At 68.1% G+C, this 15956-nt stretch carries 13 protein-coding genes and 4 pseudogenes; 6 read left to right on the plus strand and 11 right to left on the minus strand.

Features of this window, described 5'->3' with window-relative positions:
* Positions 1-261 precede the first annotated feature (261 nt).
* Entirely contained in the window at positions 262-648 is a 387-nt protein-coding gene (gene tnpB / locus GXW76_RS26270) for an IS66 family insertion sequence element accessory protein TnpB (RefSeq protein WP_408904389.1), read from the plus strand.
* Here tnpB (GXW76_RS26270) and tnpB (GXW76_RS21835) read toward each other — a convergent pair.
* Positions 569-874 (minus strand): annotated as a pseudogene (gene tnpB, locus GXW76_RS21835) (IS66 family insertion sequence element accessory protein TnpB); the annotation flags it as partial. The gene tnpB (GXW76_RS26270) and the pseudogene tnpB (GXW76_RS21835) sit on opposite strands and share 80 nt — an antisense overlap.
* Positions 875-1112: 238 nt before the next feature.
* Positions 1113-1268, minus strand: a pseudogene (locus GXW76_RS26275) (transposase); the annotation flags it as partial.
* A 126-nt stretch (positions 1269-1394) separates the two neighbouring features.
* Between GXW76_RS26275 and GXW76_RS21845 the strand changes: the two are divergent.
* The 3 genes and pseudogenes from GXW76_RS21845 to GXW76_RS21855 all read left to right on the plus strand — a co-directional run.
* Positions 1395-1679: pseudogene (locus tag GXW76_RS21845) on the plus strand (transposase); the annotation flags it as partial.
* A gap of 167 nt (positions 1680-1846) precedes the next feature.
* A complete protein-coding gene (locus tag GXW76_RS21850; RefSeq protein WP_211864227.1) occupies positions 1847-2857 on the plus strand; it encodes a sulfotransferase family protein in 1011 nt (336 codons plus the stop codon).
* The gene (locus tag GXW76_RS21855; protein ID WP_211864228.1) at positions 2857-3627 is read left to right on the plus strand and encodes a sulfotransferase family protein; all 771 of its coding nucleotides are present in this window, start codon (positions 2857-2859) and stop codon (positions 3625-3627) included. Before GXW76_RS21850 ends, GXW76_RS21855 begins: the two co-directional genes overlap by 1 nt.
* On the opposite strand, the gene GXW76_RS21860 is transcribed toward GXW76_RS21855, so the two are convergent.
* From GXW76_RS21860 to GXW76_RS21900, 9 genes and pseudogenes are all read right to left on the minus strand, one after another.
* The gene (locus GXW76_RS21860) at positions 3591-4784 is read right to left on the minus strand and encodes a glycosyltransferase family 2 protein (RefSeq protein ID WP_211864229.1); all 1194 of its coding nucleotides are present in this window, start codon (positions 4782-4784) and stop codon (positions 3591-3593) included. The two genes, GXW76_RS21855 and GXW76_RS21860, sit on opposite strands and share 37 nt — an antisense overlap.
* Complete coding sequence (locus tag GXW76_RS21865) at positions 4771-6156, minus strand: hypothetical protein (RefSeq protein ID WP_211864230.1); 1386 nt, start codon at positions 6154-6156, stop codon at positions 4771-4773. The genes GXW76_RS21860 and GXW76_RS21865 overlap by 14 nt, the downstream gene beginning before the upstream one ends.
* Complete coding sequence (locus tag GXW76_RS21870; protein ID WP_211864231.1) at positions 6153-6962, minus strand: DUF6270 domain-containing protein; 810 nt, start codon at positions 6960-6962, stop codon at positions 6153-6155. Before GXW76_RS21870 ends, GXW76_RS21865 begins: the two co-directional genes overlap by 4 nt.
* 11 nt (positions 6963-6973) lie before the next feature.
* Positions 6974-8002: a hypothetical protein gene (locus GXW76_RS21875; RefSeq protein ID WP_211864232.1), complete on the minus strand. Its 1029-nt coding sequence runs from the start codon at positions 8000-8002 to the stop codon at positions 6974-6976.
* Complete coding sequence (locus GXW76_RS21880) at positions 7995-10586, minus strand: rhamnan synthesis F family protein (protein ID WP_211864233.1); 2592 nt, start codon at positions 10584-10586, stop codon at positions 7995-7997. The genes GXW76_RS21875 and GXW76_RS21880 overlap by 8 nt, the downstream gene beginning before the upstream one ends.
* Entirely contained in the window at positions 10546-10815 is a 270-nt protein-coding gene (locus tag GXW76_RS21885) for a hypothetical protein (protein ID WP_211864238.1), read from the minus strand. The genes GXW76_RS21880 and GXW76_RS21885 overlap by 41 nt, the downstream gene beginning before the upstream one ends.
* Positions 10816-10972: 157 nt before the next feature.
* A pseudogene (locus tag GXW76_RS21890) lies at positions 10973-11308 on the minus strand (transposase); the annotation flags it as partial.
* A 491-nt stretch (positions 11309-11799) separates the two neighbouring features.
* Positions 11800-12369: a hypothetical protein gene (locus tag GXW76_RS21895; protein ID WP_211864234.1), complete on the minus strand. Its 570-nt coding sequence runs from the start codon at positions 12367-12369 to the stop codon at positions 11800-11802.
* Between the two features lie 603 nt (positions 12370-12972).
* The gene (locus tag GXW76_RS21900; protein WP_211864235.1) at positions 12973-13851 is read right to left on the minus strand and encodes a hypothetical protein; all 879 of its coding nucleotides are present in this window, start codon (positions 13849-13851) and stop codon (positions 12973-12975) included.
* 817 nt (positions 13852-14668) lie between these two features.
* Between GXW76_RS21900 and GXW76_RS21905 the strand changes: the two genes are divergently transcribed.
* Complete coding sequence (locus GXW76_RS21905; protein ID WP_211864236.1) at positions 14669-14968, plus strand: helix-turn-helix domain-containing protein; 300 nt, start codon at positions 14669-14671, stop codon at positions 14966-14968.
* Between the two features lie 63 nt (positions 14969-15031).
* On the plus strand, positions 15032-15956 hold a 925-nt coding region (locus GXW76_RS21910; RefSeq protein ID WP_246514601.1), incomplete at its 3' end, for a recombinase family protein.

Raw genomic sequence — 15956 nt, forward strand, 5'->3', positions numbered from 1 at the left:
GAAATCCACCAGCACGGCGATCCGCTCAAGGTCATCGCCCTTGGCCGACAACTCCCGCAGCCGTTCCTCCACGTCGAAGAACCCAGGCTGCCGAACCATCGCCATCCCCCGCGACAATCCGCGTCAGTGAATCAGCCAGACATCAACATGACGAGAGGTTTCTGGAGGTGTCCAGCTGGCGGGCGCGGTGCTGCGCGTTGCACCCGGTACGGACGGCGAGTTGCTGACCATGGTGCTGCGCGCGATCCGAGCCTCGGCGTCATGATCGCGCCTGCAGCGGGCGCGCAGATCCTGCTGGCGACGAAGCCCGTCGACTTCCGCAAAGGTGCGCACAGCCTGGCTGCACTCGCGGCCGAGGTGCTGGGTGCGGATCCCTTCTCGGGTGCAGTGCTGGTGTTCCGCTCGCGCCGCGCCGACCGGATCAAGATCCTGCTCTGGGATGGCAGCGGCCTGGTGCTGATCTGGAAGCAGTTAGAGGGCGGCGCATTCCGCTGGCCGCCGGTGGTGGACGGCGTGCTGCGCCTGACACCGCGATCTCGGGCTTCCAGCTCGGCATCGGCGTGCGCCAGTCCAGGCCTTCCAGCAGCATCGCCAACTGCGCCGTCGTCAGCGTCACCGTGCCTTCGCGCGCGATCGTCGGCCAGATGAACCGGCCCTTCTCCAGGCGCTTGGCCAGCAGCACCAGGCCCTGGCCGTCCCACCACAGCGCCTTCAGCAGATCGCCGCGCCTGCCGCGGAACAGGAACAGGTGGCCGGAGAACGGGTCGGCCTTCAGCACCGTCTGCACCTGCGCCGCCAGCCCGTCGAAGCCCTTGCGCATGTCCGTCGCGCCGAGCGCGAGGTGCACGCGCATCCCAGCATGCAGCGAAAGCATCAGCCGTCCAGCGCCGCCGCCAGCCGACCCAGCACATCCGGCGCGATTGCCTCGGACGCCCGCAGCACGCGGCCGTTCCGTAACACCAGTTCGATCGTCGCGCCGGACCGCGCAGGCCGTTCAGGACGTGAAGATGCGGGAGCCTGCGGCCGCGGCGGCTGATCCTCGACGACGCGAACCGGCACCAGGGTTGGCGGAACCTCCGGCTCCGTCCGGACCAGGCCCGCATCGTCCCTTCGCGGGCCTGACGCCGCCACTCGAACAGCAGGCTCCGGCTCATGCCGTGGCGGTCGGCGACGCCCGCAAGCGAGGAGCCGGGGCGCATCGCTTCCTCGACCAGCGCCAGCTTCTGCTCCGTCGTCCAGCGGCGCCGCCGCTGCACCACGCTGATCACCTCACTCCGCTGACCGTCCGGCAACGCCCATACCCCTACGCGTAAGGGCGACAACCGACATCCGCGCCGCCCAGCAGCCGCGCAGGTCAGCCGACCAGCACCGCGCGCCGCAAGGCAGTCTAGGGAGGACGCTTACCGCCGATGGTGCTCGACGGGCCGATCAGCGGCATCGCCTTCCAGGCCTATGTCGACCAAGTGCTGGTCCCGGACCTGCTGGCTGGCGATATCGTCGTGATGGACAACCTCGGCAGCCACAAGCGGCCAGGCATCCGCGCGGCCATCGAGGCTGTCGGCGCGAGCCTGCTCTACCTGCCGCCCTACAGCCCTGACTTCAATCCGATCGAGAACGCCTTCGCCAAGCTCAAGGCCATGCTCCGCAAGGCCGCCGAGCGGAGCAGCGGCGGGAACTGGACAACGAAATTCTCCGGCGCCGGGCAGTGATGGACCAAGTCTGCTAGGCAAGGCCATTATGTAGACCGCATCTATAATCAGCTACGATCCGTGTGCCGCAAGGTTCTTGACACCAGGAGGCAAAATGGCCCGCCAGCAAGGTAACCTGAGCATTGCAGGTGAGCAGTTTGTGGGGCATCGACGATCCGATGATGGCAGGCGATGAACACCGGCCCGGGCCCCGAGATGCCACCCTGGTCCTCGGCATGCATCGGAGTGGGACCTCGGCGCTGACCAGGGTGATCGGTTCGATGGGCGCGACGCTGCCATCCGATCCGAATCCACCGGCAGCAGACAACCCGGAGGGATACTGGGAGGCGGCCGGGCTGGTCGCCGCTCATGACGCCGCGCTCCAGGCCGCCGGAAGCGCTTGGTTCGACACCCGCCCCTTCGATCCGTCCTCCATCGCGCCCGAGACGCTGGTCACCCTGGTCGCCCGGATCGTGGAAGCGCTCGACCGCAGTTTCGGTGCCGCGTCGCACTGGGTGATCAAGGACCCGCGCATCTGCCGCTTCCTGCCTCTATTGCGCGGCGTCCTGTCTCGACTAGGCCTGCATTCGGCTGTCGTGCTCGCGCTGCGCCCTCCGGCGGAGGTGGCCGCCTCGCTTGCCGTGCGCGACCAAATCACACCCGCCTATGCAGGACTTCTCTGGGCGCGTCATGTCATCGAGGCGGAGAGAGACAGTCGCGATCTGCCGCGCGTGGTCGTCACCTATGCCGACCTGTTGGCTGACTGGCGAGCTGTCGCGGCAAACATCTCCCGCTTGCCTGGCAACTGGACTATTCCCAAGCATCTGGCCCCGCCGATCAATCCCACGCTACGTCACCATCACGACCTCAGGCCGAACAACATCTTCGGCGAACCGGTGGCCGCAGCCTTGCATGAGCTTGATGCGGCGCTCACGGCGCTCGCGGCCCGCGACGGTGCGCCGGAGCGGGCGGCGATGGATGCGGCGGCAGCGCCGGTGCTGGCGCTGTCACGGCAGATGGCAATGACGCTGGAGGCGGAGTTCCTGTTCCAGCGCCTGACCTCGCAGCCCCCGCTGATCACCGCGCAGGATCCGGTGGCGGACAGGAAGCGCTTCGCAGGGGTGATGCAGCGCCTTCACGCGACGCATCGGGCCGTGCAGCCACTGTGATGTTGGCTGCGGGGACGCCGCGTGTCGGCATCTTCGTGATCGGCGCTCAGAAGGCCGGCACCACCAGCCTTTACGGCTATCTGCGGCAGCATCCAGGTTTGGCGGCAGCAAGGGTGAAGGAAACCCATTTCTTCGACGATGAGAGCCTGGACTGGGCCGACCCACCCTATGACAGGCTCCATGCTTGGTTCGATCCGGCACCTGCCGCAACGCAGTATTTCGAGGCAACGCCGATCACCATCTTCTGGCCGCCCGCCTTGGCGCGCATCAGGCGCTACAATCCGGCGGCCCGCCTGATTCTCCTGCTGCGTGATCCAATCGAGCGAGCCTACTCCCACTGGGCAATGGAATACCGACGAGGTGCGGAGGCGCTGCCCTTCGCCGAGGCGATCAGGGCTGGGCGTTACCGCCTGCCACCGCATGCACCCTTGGCGCCTGCATGGCGCGAGTTCAGCTATGTCGAGCGTGGCCTCTATGCGGATCAGGTACGGCGTGCCCTCGCCTTGTTTCCGCAACGCCAGTTGCTCTGCCTCGATACCGCCGCCCTGCGTGCGGACCATGCCGGCAGCCTTGCCCGCATCAGCGACTTCCTGGGATTGCCGCCTTTCCCGCCCTTGGCACCGCGCCTGGACCACAGCGCGCCCCCAGGGCCGGGACTCACGCCAGCAGACACGGCTTGGCTGCGGGAGATTTTCGCTCCCGATGTGCGCGCGCTTGCCGCGCTGACCGGCCTTCAGCTGGATGACTGGCTCACGCTGCGCTCAGCGTGAAGAGCGGATCGCGCTGCGGCAGTGGAAAGGTACGGCTGGTCCACGCCGGCACCTGCACGGAAGCCGTGCGGCAAATCCTCGCCATTCGGGGCACCGCCTGTCGCTTGTGCATCCGCCGTTTCGCCCGTCACGCTGCGGACATCGCTTCGGCGCAGCCGCTCCTCGATCGCCTCCATCGCCCGCAGCGTCGGATGGATCGGCTCGGTCGGCATCGACCGCGTGTCGTGATGAAGGGCCTGCAGGAGCAACTGCACTCCGATCAGGATCGGCAGTGCCGCTGCCATGACGATACCGGGCGATGCTGCGCCACCCAGCGGGTCCGCTCCCTGTTGGGCAAGGCCATAGACGACCCCTGCGCCCAGAAGCGCGGCGCCGGCGAGGAATTCCAGCGTGGCGATCGGGAAGTCCCGCACGAGATACTGCCGCAGCAGACGGCGGCAGGTGTTGCGCAGCAGGCCGGCCGTGAAGGGTCGCAGCACGGCGCCGATGCGCAGGTTCGACTGCTCCTCACCATACCGGGCGGGGATCGGCACGTCACGGACAACGGCGCGCAACGCACCAAGGTGGCAGAGCATGTCGGTTTCGAAGAAGAAGCCTTGGGCAACCGGCTGCTCGAGCACCTGTCGTGCTACCGTGGCCTCGATTGCAGTGAAGCCATTGGTTGGATCGAAGGTGTTCCAGTAGCCCGTCGCGAGCTTCGCCGCGAAGCTCAACATGGTATTGCCGATCAGCCTCGGCAGCGGCATCGACGCCAGGTGCCGCGTTTGGGTGAAGCGGTTCCCCTTGGTGTAGTCGGCCTGGCCAAGGAGGATGGGCGCCACGAGCCGGGCGATCTGGCCCAGATCCATCTGCCCATCCCCATCGACCTTGACGATGATCCTCGCCCCGCGCTGTAGAGCTTCGCGGTAGCCAGCCAGGACAGCGCCGCCAACACCGCGATTCTCCGGCAGCGTCAGGACGTGCAGGCGCGGATCATCGGCCCTTTCGAGGATGAGCTGCCCGGATCCCTGCGGGCAGGCGTCATCGACGCAGACCACCCCTTCGACCCAGGCGGGCACTTCGGCCAGGACCTCCAGGATGTGCGAAGTGACGCGGTAGCAGGGCACCACCAACCATAGCCCGAGCTGTCCGGGATCCTGCGGTTCAGCGCGGCGCATCGGCCATCTCCGCCGGCTCCGGACCGCGGCTGACATGCGCGAGCGCGGCACAGACCGCGGTCGGCACCAGGAACAGGTATCGGACATCGCAGGCGATTCCGATCAGGGCGAAGCTGCCGGCGAAGCCAATGGCGGCACCAAGCAGCGCGGCCATCGCGGCATCGCCCGGCACCCGGCAGCGTCGCCGCAGGAGGATGCCAAGAAGGATTGCGGCGAAGGCGATCCAGGTCAGGTTGAGGAAAAGCGGCGTTCCAAAAGCGGCCGCAGCGTATCGGTATAGCGCTTGGTCCTGCGGTCGGACCCCGACGGCGAGGCCGAGTGCACCGACGGCTGCCGGCGGCCCCTCGACCCCGAGGTGCACCGGCAGGCAGAGCCGGACATCCGGTGGCAGCACCACCCAGCGGAAGACCGCGGCCCGGTGGCGCAGCCAGGCAAGCGGCTCCGCGCGCAACATGTCCCACCACAGCTGCATGAGCATAGGCTTATGCAGATTCCGGAGGAAGGCACGCATTTCCGCGTCGCTGTCCATCGCCTCCACCCGGCTCGGGTGGTAGCCGCGAGCGGCGGCCTCGCCGATGCGATGCGCGTCCTCCGGCGGAATGCTGTCGCGTGCCGGTACGGCTGCGCCATGCGCGACCATGCCGACCACGTCGAAGCGGTGGATCACCGGCAGCCCCCACCCCAGGCTGCCAGGGATGGGCCGTGCGGCCGTTGCCTGCACCAGATGCTGGGCGCCGAGTTGCACGCCGACGGCGAGCAGCAGGAAAGCCAGCCCGCGTCGCAGCGCGGTGCTTGTCCGCTGCCCCGTTTGGCGGATCTGTATGACCAGCGCGATGGCTGCAGTGAGCGGGACAACCAGGCCGTTCTGCCGAATGCCGGCTGCAAGAGCCGCCGCAAGCACCGCACCCGCGAGCGCGGCAAGCAAGCTGAGGCGCGATCTGCCCTGCCGGGCCGAGAAGGCAAGGCAGGCGAAGCAGGTCACCGACAAGTTGGCAAAAAGCACGTCCTTCCAGACCGTGCCCTGGTAGATCAGCATCAGCGGGCTGGCCAGGAGCGCCACAAGGCCGACAGCGCAGAGCCAATGCCAAGGCCGCCGAGGTCGCGCTGTGTTCAGCAGGGCGATCAGGGGGAGGTAGAACAGCGCTGAAGCGAAGACGAGGTAGAGCGCGGTGCCGGGCAGCACGTGATCGAAGGCGCCGAGCAGCGCCGACATCAGCGGCGGGTGAGCGCCCGCATAGTTGCCCGACCGGCCTTCCATCAACTGCACGACCGAATCGAACGAGAGCTGGCCCGGCGCATTGGCCGCCAGGGTGACCAGCCACAACAGCAGGACGATGCCTGGCAACGCGAAATGGTGGGCCCTGACGTTCACGCCGTGACCTGCTGATCCCACAGCGCCACGCCGGCCGCGGCAGCTGCGCTGGCGAAGGCGTGGTAATATGGATCGATGAAGTGGAAGGGGGCCGGTCCCCAACGATGCGCGGCATCCGCGACCCGCAGCGCCGCCGGTGGCGTGATGACGGTGGCTTCCGGGAAAACCTGCTGGAAGCACTCGTGATAACGCCGCAGCAGCGCGTTGTGCGCGGCGCGTGACGTCAGCCGTCCCAGCAGGATTTCGCAGGTATCCGGCAGTCTCTCCCGACGATCCCCGGTCACGATGTCCTCCGCCCAATAGGAGGCATGCAGCAGGATCCGACAGCCTGCGAGAGCGGGCTGCTGGTCCCATGCCTGCCGGAGCCGGAGAAGCCCGCGCTCCCATAGCTGCCATGCCTGCTGGCTCAGTCGCGCCACGCGGCGCGCTGCCGCCAGGGCGACGGTGGCGGGAAGACCGCTCTCGATGAGTTCGAGACTCTCGTTCAGCAGCACGCCCTGCGCGTCCAGCAGGTCGAAGCGCTCGTCGATGAAGTCGATGACCAGCACGCTTGGCCTGATGGCGGCGATCTGGTCCAGGGCATCCTTGGCCAGCTCTGCCCTGATCGAGCGCGCGGCGAAGCCCGGCAGATCGGGCAGGCGGCTGATCAGCGGTGCCAGCTGGCTGGCGGCCTCATCCGGCAAGGTCAGGCTGGCGAGTGAGGTTCGGCCTATGAACAGCATCGGGTGGCTGTCTGGTGGCCCGGCATGGTTCCAGACATCGCGGGTGACGCAACTGCCCAGCACGGCGACCCTCGAGGTGGTCATGGTGCGCGTCCTCAATCCTGGCCCAGATGCGCGGCGAGCGAGCGGCCGCCGGCCTCGAAGGGATTGGGAAAGCGCTCGCGCAGTTGCGGGTCGGCCCGGTATTGCCGGCGATGAGCGCGGGGAATGGACTGATCGTCGGCATAGCGGCCGAAAGCCCACCAGTCCGGCGGTATCCCCACCGGGGCTTGCGCGGCCAGGCTGTTGGCATACCAGGCCATCAGCTCATGCAACGCGGTATCGGTGCCCGCATGGCGCTCGAGCATCCTGCGTCCGACGCCGTTGAATTTGGTGAAGTGGAAGAACCGCAATGGCTGGCCGGCAGCGCGGATGACGCCATCGGGGCCGATCGAGAGCGGCCGGTGCGTCAGGTTCCAACTCGCGACGTTGTAGCCCGGATCGCGCAGCACGTCGGCGCCCGGGAAGAACACCGGCACATGATCGCACCAGCGCTGATCGGTGAAGATGCCGGAGGGGACATCATCGATGCAGAACTCCAGCAGCCGGTCCCGCCACCAGTGGGCGAAACGCCGCCCTTCCGCCGATGCGGCGACGGCAATGAAGCCGAGGTTGAAGATCCCGTGCTTCATCGCACCGACCTCGTTGTCCAGGATCGCGTCGCGTGCCGTCTCCGGCGCCAGAAGATGCGGCGTCAGGAGCAGGTCGCTCTCGTCCAGCCGCGCCTCGATCTCGTCGAGCCTTCCGAAGACGGCGATGTCGGGATCGAGATAGACGACCTTGCGTGCACCTGCCGACAGCAGGTGAAGGAGCATCGGTCCCTTCACCGCCGTGCACAGCTCCACCACGTCATGGCCGAACATCCAGCGGCGGAGATCCGGAATGTCGAGTGCGTCGATCGGCAGGACGTGGTCGAAGGGTTCCTTCGTCAAGTCGAGGCGGAAACCGGACGGTGCCTGGTCCACCAGGCAGAGCCAGAGGACCCAGTCCGGATGATGCCGGCGCAGGCTTTCGCCCAACACCCGCGCCCGGTCGAGATAGGCGAGCGAGGCCGAGGTGAAGCAATGGATCCTTGCTTCAGACATGTTGCTTCATCCGCGACGGCAGCCCTTCGGAGCGGCGGGCCAGCAGCCATTCCGCACTGGCTCCACTGGTCAGCAATAGCCGGCGTATCGGTGGGCTGGCTCCAAGCAACTCCTGCAGCCTGTCGCCCGCGAACAGTGTCTCGAGCTGGGTTTCATCTTCGACCGCGATGCCTCGATCTGGCGCGTTCGCCGTGATGGCGGGCCAGACATTGCCAGCCTCGGCACGAGCCACCACGAAGGCCCCGCCTGCCAGCGCCTCGTGCACCGTGAACGAGAAGGTCTCCTGGCAGAGCGACCAGTTGACCACGATGTCGATCTGCTGATCGGCCACGGCATCCGCCATCGCCTCACGCCTGTCCGGCTGCACACGAACCGGGATGGAGCGCAGTTGCTGCGGCAGCGGCGCGCCATTGGGCAGGCCGAGCTGCAGGAACTCGTAACGCGGGTCATCGGCAAAGCGCTGGGCCAGCGCCATGAAGACCTGCCAGCCCTTGTGGAAATCGCGCGTGCCGAGATGGGCGACGCGCAGCCTGCGGTCAGGCTTGCGCATGCCCAGCCGGATGGGCGTCGCAACGAGCCTGGCGGGTGGCACCACCGCGACTTCGGCGTGGGCGTAGTCTCCGTGCCGCTTCCAGAAATCCAGTGCGAAGTGGGATGGCGCCAGGACCGTTGGTCGCGCGGCAGAGAAGAAGTCGCGCATCCTGGCCAGGTGCTGCGCCCGCGCCGCGCCGTGCACGCAAACCATGCAGGCGGCCGAGCTCGCCGGCGGCGCGCCGCAGAAGGCGATATCGTTGCGCAGCAGCGCGGAGCTTTGACAAAGGGTGCCGAAGTCATGGAGCCAGAACAGGGGCTGACGGATGTCTGCGGCCTGCAGCAGCGCAAGAACATGTTCTGGCGCATGGCCTGCCAGGTGGTGCACGATTCCTGCCGTCACAACTCCCTGCTGCCCGAGCTGGCCGAGGGCGGCCAGCAGATCCGGCAGGCGCGCCACTCCCAGTGCGACACCGTCCAGCCGGACGAGGAAGTGCGCGTCGTCGGCAGGGTCGACCAAGCCTTCACGTGGACGGGCCGGAGCGAGATGCAGGTATCCCATGCCCTCGGCCGCGAAGCTGCGTTGTTCGGCGCCGATGACGTTCTGCACGCCGCCGCAGTTGTCTGCGTAGTCGTCATGGCTGAAGGCGAGCACAAGGCCGCCGCGCGCCGCGCGCTTCAACAGCGTGGCTGAGGGCGCCATCGTCACCGGGGCAGGATCGGCTTCCGGTGCGTGCCGTCGTGCCCAGGCTGCTTCGAGCCTGCGGCGCCAAGCCGCAGAACCGGCAGGCGCATCGGGCGCAGACGACGAGCCGGCCATATCACCATTGCCCAGCAGCACCAGCGACGGTTCGCGTCGTCGGAGCGGCTGCTGCTGCAGCAGCAGGTGGTCGGCGATGAGCCGTGGCGGTACCGGCGAGCCGGACGGGATGAGTTCTCGCCAGTCGACGGCCTCCGGCGAGCGTGCCGGATTGCGCAGGACCAATTCCGTCTTCAGGAAGGGAAAGGCAAACTGGCGCAGCAGCAGCCCGGCGAAGTGGTGGACCGGGTTGAGCGGGAAATCGAGCAGTGCCCGGCGCATGGCGAGTGGTCGGGCCGGGCCCGCCGGCAAGGGCTGCTTGGCCAGTCCAGGCAGCATTGCTTCCAGTGCCGCCGTCTCTGCTTCGGACGCGACGATGGCGCGCTCCATTTCTGCATAGCTCCAAAGCGCCGCGACCTGGTGTCCGAGTGCACGCATGTGTCGGGACAGACCGATCTCGCAGCTCTGGATGAGCCGATGCTTGCTGGCGGAGAGCCGCACGGTCCGGAGGAAGGAGATGGTGTCGGCGGTGGCTGCGACGCCGCGGGCCAGGAGGAAATAGGATTGCAGATGCGGTGCGTGCTGCACGCTCTCGGTCATGCCGAACAGGCCTTCGCCCGCGGCGCGCATGCGCTCGATCGTCATGTCCAGGGGATGGATCGGGCCCAGCACCGAGTCGTTGACCAGAAGCAGCTCGTCCCACGGTTCCGCTGAGTGGCCGACGGTGTTGAGGGTATCTGACCAGGCGCCGAAATCGAGGCCGTAGTTGCGGCGGTGGAGCACAAGCTCAGTGACGCGGCGGACCTCCTCCCAGGCGGAGCGATCGATCGAAGGTGCTGCACTGATGAAGATGATGCGGAAGCCCAGCCGCGCATATTCGCGCAGCTGCCACAGGACCATCTCGCTGACGCCGCCATGTGGGGTGAAATGCGCATACAGCGCCAAGGAACGGCCGGCAGGAGGCGCTTCTCCCTGGGTAATCTGCCCGACCCGCGCCTGAGGCCCTGACCGGCGCTCACGGGCATCGAGCAGGAGGGTATGGCAGGCACGCAGCGCCAGGATTGCGGTGGCGCGCGCCTTCTCCGCCGCGGCCCATGCCGGCTCGAGAGGCCGGATTCTCTGGCGGCGGAAGGGCTGATCGCTGATCCTTGTTACGCCGGGATCCCCGGGCAGGAACGCCCGCTCGGCGTGGTCTGTAGCTCTAGATGTCACATCAGCCTTCCTGAAAGCACCCGTCGGGCCAAACTGAATCAATCCCACCGTATCGGCGGCTTATAACGATCCCGAGGGCGCTGAAAGACGAGGAGGCCAGCGCCGCGTCGGCGAGGACGCCCTGCCGGCAGCCGGTGATCGCCACGCCGAGCGGGCTGGTTGCACCCGGCGCCAGATTGGGCAGGTCCCAGGAGACCTCCGCGGCAAACTCCCGCTCGCCCACCGGTAGGGCGCGCGTGCCACAGAGCAGCGCCGGGACGTACTCCGGCAAGCCTTAGAGCCGCAACGCCTCGAGCTCGATCTGCCCGTCGAAGCCGACGATGCCGATCTGCGCGAAGGCCCAGAAGGCAACAAGATGCTCGCGTCCTTCGCTTGGCTACGCGCTGCTTTGGAGCGAATGGTCACGCGCGCGGAGATCCCGATCTCGCGCACCACATGCTCGACGCAGGCCCGCCGCCGCGCGGGGCTCACCATTTTCCCGACGCGGCTTCCTTCAGGATGACCTTCTCGAGCGTCAGGTCAGAGACCGCCTTGCGCAGCCGCGCGTTCTCCCGCTCGAGTTCCCTCAGCCACTTCACCTGGTCCAGCTTCAGGCCGCCGAACTCCGTCCGTCAGCGATCGTAGGTCGGCTCCGTCACGCCGATCGCACGCACCGCATCGGCCACCGTCTTGCCCTGGCCAACAAGAACCTCCGCCTGCCGCAGCTTCGCGACGATCTCCTCAGGCGTGTGCGCCTTCTTCCGCCCCACCCCACAACCTCCCATCGCTGCCGCCGGACTACATCACCGGCGGACCGCTGCTAGGGGGGGGGCGGGTCACAGGGCGATGAGGGAGGGACGATGGCCATAGAGGGCCGCCGCGACAGCCTTTTCAAGGTCCACGGATTTCTCCGTCGCCACCGGCGCGCCGGCTCTGGATGGGAATGCCCCGGCAGCCAGGCCGCCCCGGTGGGCAGGACCGGGAAGCCGGGAATGATGAGGCAGGCGGAGGGCCAGAACGCGCGGACAACAACGGCAACGACAACCGCAACGACACCGCACAAGGCCCATCATCCCGGGAACAATGACATGCCCATTCGGTGGGCGTATCCGGGAACACGGGCGGGAGCTGGCGGCGCGCGTTTAACACGCCGACCGGCCATGGTGTTTTCGAGACACCTTCTTCCGCGGGCTCTACCGCCTCCACCTGCCCTTGCCGGCCAGGCGCCCGAAGGCTCCCGACCAGCAAGCTCGTCAGGCGATGATGTTCGCCTCCTTCAGCGTCGCCACGGTCGGCGCGTCCAGCGTGACCCTGGTGTTGAGGTTGATGCCCCCGCCACCGCGTCGGCGATGTCGGCGCGCTCGCGCCGCACCTCCGCCCGCCTGGCGGCGATGCGCTCCGCCCGGTCGCGATCCACCAGCGGCAGGACCACCTCCTCACCCCGGTAGAGGTCGTGGCCCGCAGCGACGCGCTGCTTCGCAGAGGCGACGCCGGCATTGGCCACCGCGAGATTCTCGGCAGTGTCGCGTGCCGTCCCTACCTTGTCGGCGATGCCGGCGAGCTTCTTCTCCAGCGCCTCCAGATTGGCGCGCCGAGCGAGAAGATCGTCCAGGCCGCTCCGGGCATTGGCCGCGCCGATCAGGGCACGGATGGCGAAATGCGCCTGCAGCAGCGCCTCATAGTCGGCCAGCCCCTCGTCGAAGGCGCGCGTGGCCTGCGTCGCGGCGGCGGCCACGTCCGGGACATGGATGGAGAGGTTGACCTGCGCAGCGAGCGGGATGGCATTCGCCGCGTCCAGGGCAGCGCGGGCGATATCGGCCGCGCGCTTCAGGGTGATGTTGGTCATGGGGGTACTCCGCGCTGATGGACCGACCCCTGGCCTGAGCGCGCGCACAGCATGCGTGCTCGCGCTCAAGGCGAGGTCGGAATCTCTCGAATGGTGAAGAGGCGGCGGTGCCGCCGGGGCTTCAGTATCTGGTTCGGAAACTCGGTGTGCGCGGCTGGCACACCTGTCCCGGATTGGCTGACGGGGTGAGGGCGACGGGTTGAATCATGCCGCCCTCCTTCAAGCGCAGGTCGCCGCTTCATTGCGGCGAGGGCCGCGCGGGTACCACCACCCCCGAGACGAATGCAATGGAAACTTGCTACGCGGTGGGCGCGAACACCAGTCGTGGCAGGGATAGGAAGAAAGCCTACATAGGTTCAGACGCCTCGCCCTCCTGACCCCATCATGCGGCGGCCGTGCGCCGACCGCGAAGAGAAGCGAGTGACCCACAGGACCCGTTAGAGAGGGCTCTTATGAGACCTCGCATAAGGCCGTCGGGCCAAGATCGCGTTGCCCGCGCTGAGAGCAGGTCCCCGGTCCCGAGCTCGGACACAACGCCTTCTGTCGGTCCTGCTGCCGGACGGTAACTGGTAGCGTCCACCTTCGGGACCGGTCGGCGGCTGCCTAGGCCCTCGTAGTATCCGCAATCGGGACACCATGAACTCTACCATGGGGAGTAGGGGGCAAATCCGAGGGGCAGTTGATGTCATTTTGCACCGGCCGATGACAACGGGCCGACTTCGTGAACTCGACGAACCGCGCGTTCAGCCTACAGCTTGCCGGGCGACGGCCGCTGCCGGGGACAACGAGTGTGAGTTGCTTCGTGGCCTGAAGCTCGTGCAGCGCGTCGGCGACGCTCGAACGGGACATCTGGAGGTGGTGGGCGAGCTCACTGACCGAGCAGACCATCGGCCCGGCATCCACCAGGGCACCGCTGGCTTCTCGGTGGCCGCAGGAGATCAGCAGACCGAGCAGCCGCAGCGCGGAGCCGGACAGCCTGGCGGCGAGACTGCGCATGAGTGCGGCGTGCAGCCGCACCTTCCCGCTCAGTCGGGGAAGTTGGGCAACCGCGATCGGCACCGCCGCGCCAGCCTCAAGGCACGGCAAGAAATACTCGGCGGCGCGGCCGCGGGCCCCGGCCTGACCACGCGGACGACTGCCCGCCTGGGCCAGCTCCACAAACCCGGCCCGGATTGCCTCGCAGATGCCGGCAGCGATGGCGCTGCGGCCCGCCGGTACTGCGTTGTCCTGCTGGCAACTCTGGGAAGAGGGATGGCGGATCATGCTGTAGGCAAGCACGGTGCGGCCGCGCTCCCCCGGACGATGCGATGGCGCCCAGCCGGCATTGGCCAGCCAGAACACGCGGAACGCCGCCGGGCTGAGGCTGCGCACCGCACCCCGCATCCAGGTCGTCGGCACCGACGCATAGACATCTTCGGGGCGGAACCGTACGCCGCGAGCAAGCCGGCGCCGTTCCGCCTTCATCCAGTCCAGGCCGCTCATCGGGCCGGCTCCGACTCTGGGCGGATCAACTTCACGACGGATGCTGGGAGCGGGGTCATCGGCATCTTCGGTCCTCGGCGTGGGTGCGCCGCAGCGCCCATCGCGAATGCCGTCATGACGCCACCCCGAGCTATCTCCGCTGTCGCCTCCCCCGCGCGGCCATGTCTTGAGCGCGACTCCGATGGTTTCCGGGGATCACGACGCCTGCGCGTCAAGCTGATCAAGCCGCGGCGGAGCGCGCCACTTCCGGCGCGGTTGCGGAGCCGTGCCGCTCCAATCCCCAGTGCCCGCGGGCGTCACGACGCTCGCTGCGTCAACCGCGCAAGGCCCGGCCACCCGCCCCGGCAAGCGTCACGACTGGCGGTGGGTCCAGTAGCCAGTCCTGGTCCCCCGGCCAGACCCGCCGACCCGCATCGCTCGAGCGATCTTTCCTGGCAGCACCGCACGGCGAGGACCGGCAGCAGAATCGTGCCGGCGCTGGCAGAGCGTGAGGCTTCTCCATCTGGAGAAAAAACCTCGTCGAATCAATCAATTGCCTCGTCCCTCAGTATCGTCTCGGCCGTGTCCTGACGCGGCTCGTAAGCCGTTTTCGTATTCGCTCTGGCGCGTCGTGACGGCCGTCTGGCGGCATGGCGCCCCTCGACCCGACCCCTGCCCTATCGCCGCAAACGCCAGATACCACGGCGCCTCGCGACGCGTCCGAGGCGCTGCGCCGGTTGGCCTGCGCGCTCGCCCGGCAGGCAGCCCGGCAGGCAGCCCGGGAGGCGGTCGCCGCAGCCGCCAGCTCACCAAACGCCACAGCTCCGGAGACCGATCGATGACCCGCCAGCGCCTTTCCGCCGGCCCCGTCCTGCCCGCCAGCGCCGATGCCTCGCCCGAGTGTGCCGCCCCCGCCACTGAACCGCTCGCTCGCAGCCTCGGGCTTGGCCGCCGGACGCTGCCGGCGGCGGGCCGGCTGCGCTCGCTCGGGGAGGTCGCCGACTACCTCGGCGTCTCCATCCGCACGGTCCGCCGCCTGATCGTCCGCGGCGAGCTGCGCGCGCACCGGGTGGGGCGGAGCCTGCGGATCCAGGACGCCGAGCTAGCGGCCTATGTCGCGGCCTCGATGGAGCAGTAATACCTGCGGCGCATCTTCGCCGCCTATGCCGCGGGCCAGTCGCCGCGCTCGATCGCCAAGGATCTGAACGCCGAGGGCCTGCCGGGGCCGCGCGGGGGCAAGTGGACCGCCTCGCTGCTGCTCGGCGGTGCCGGGCGCGAGACGGGCCTGCTGCGGAACCGCCTCTATATCGGCGAGCGGGTGTGGAACCGGCAGCGCTTCATCAAGGACCCGAGCACCGGCAAGCGGGTGGCGCGGCCGAACCCACGCGAGGCCTGGATCACGACGGCCGTGCCGCACTTGGCAATCATCGATCCGGAGACCTGGTGCCTGGCGCAGGTGCGGCTGTCCGCAAACCGCCAGGCTGTTCTCGTTTCAAGCTCGCCGTCCGTCGAACAGTCGGTGAACCGTGGAGAGCGGCTCGGGAGTGTCCGCCAGCCGCGTTGGCCGCTGTCCGGGCTGGTGCGGTGTGGGCTGTGCAACGGCCCGTTGACCGTGATGGGCCCCAACGGTCGGCTGGGCTGCGCGAACCACGTGGAGCGCGGCACGTGCACGAACCGCCGCACGATCCTGCGTGGCGTCTTGTCGCCCCGCGTTCTGGTCGGCCTCAAGAAGCGGCTGCTGGCACCGGAACTGGTCGAGGAGTTCGTCCGCACCTACGTCGCCGAGGTCAACGCGGCGAACCGGGAGCGCGGCGCCCGCCAAGCAGCGCTGGAGCAGCAGCACGCCAAGCTGAGCCGGCGGATCCACAACCTGCTCGAGCTGATCAAGGACGGGCACGGCGGAGCGGCGATGGCCGCGGAACTGCGCGATCTCGAACGGCGGCAGGAGGAATTGGCCCGGCAGATCGCCGCGGCCGGTGAGCCCGAGCCGATTCCCGTTTTGTATCCGAACCTGCCGGCGCTGTACCGGCGCCACGTGGAGCGCCTGGAGGCGGCACTGGCTGATCCGGGAACGGCGATGGCAGCGACCGAGGCGCTGCGCGGGCTGATTGATGCGATCCTAGTCT

The sequence above is a fragment of the Neoroseomonas soli genome (assembly GCF_018129065.1).
Taxonomy (GTDB): Bacteria; Pseudomonadota; Alphaproteobacteria; order Acetobacterales; family Acetobacteraceae; genus Neoroseomonas; species Neoroseomonas soli.

Coding starts and splice junctions, on each gene's coding strand:
- tnpB (WP_408904389.1), top strand. CDS start 262: ATGATCGCGCCTGCAGCGGGCGCGCAGATCCTGCTGGCGACGAAGCCC.
- GXW76_RS21855 (WP_211864228.1), top strand. CDS start 2,857: ATGTTGGCTGCGGGGACGCCGCGTGTCGGCATCTTCGTGATCGGCGCT.
- GXW76_RS21860 (WP_211864229.1), bottom strand. CDS start 4,784: ATGCGCCGCGCTGAACCGCAGGATCCCGGACAGCTCGGGCTATGGTTG.
- GXW76_RS21870 (WP_211864231.1), bottom strand. CDS start 6,962: ATGACCACCTCGAGGGTCGCCGTGCTGGGCAGTTGCGTCACCCGCGAT.
- GXW76_RS21875 (WP_211864232.1), bottom strand. CDS start 8,002: ATGTCTGAAGCAAGGATCCATTGCTTCACCTCGGCCTCGCTCGCCTAT.
- GXW76_RS21895 (WP_211864234.1), bottom strand. CDS start 12,369: ATGACCAACATCACCCTGAAGCGCGCGGCCGATATCGCCCGCGCTGCC.
- GXW76_RS21900 (WP_211864235.1), bottom strand. CDS start 13,851: ATGAGCGGCCTGGACTGGATGAAGGCGGAACGGCGCCGGCTTGCTCGC.
- GXW76_RS21905 (WP_211864236.1), top strand. CDS start 14,669: ATGACCCGCCAGCGCCTTTCCGCCGGCCCCGTCCTGCCCGCCAGCGCC.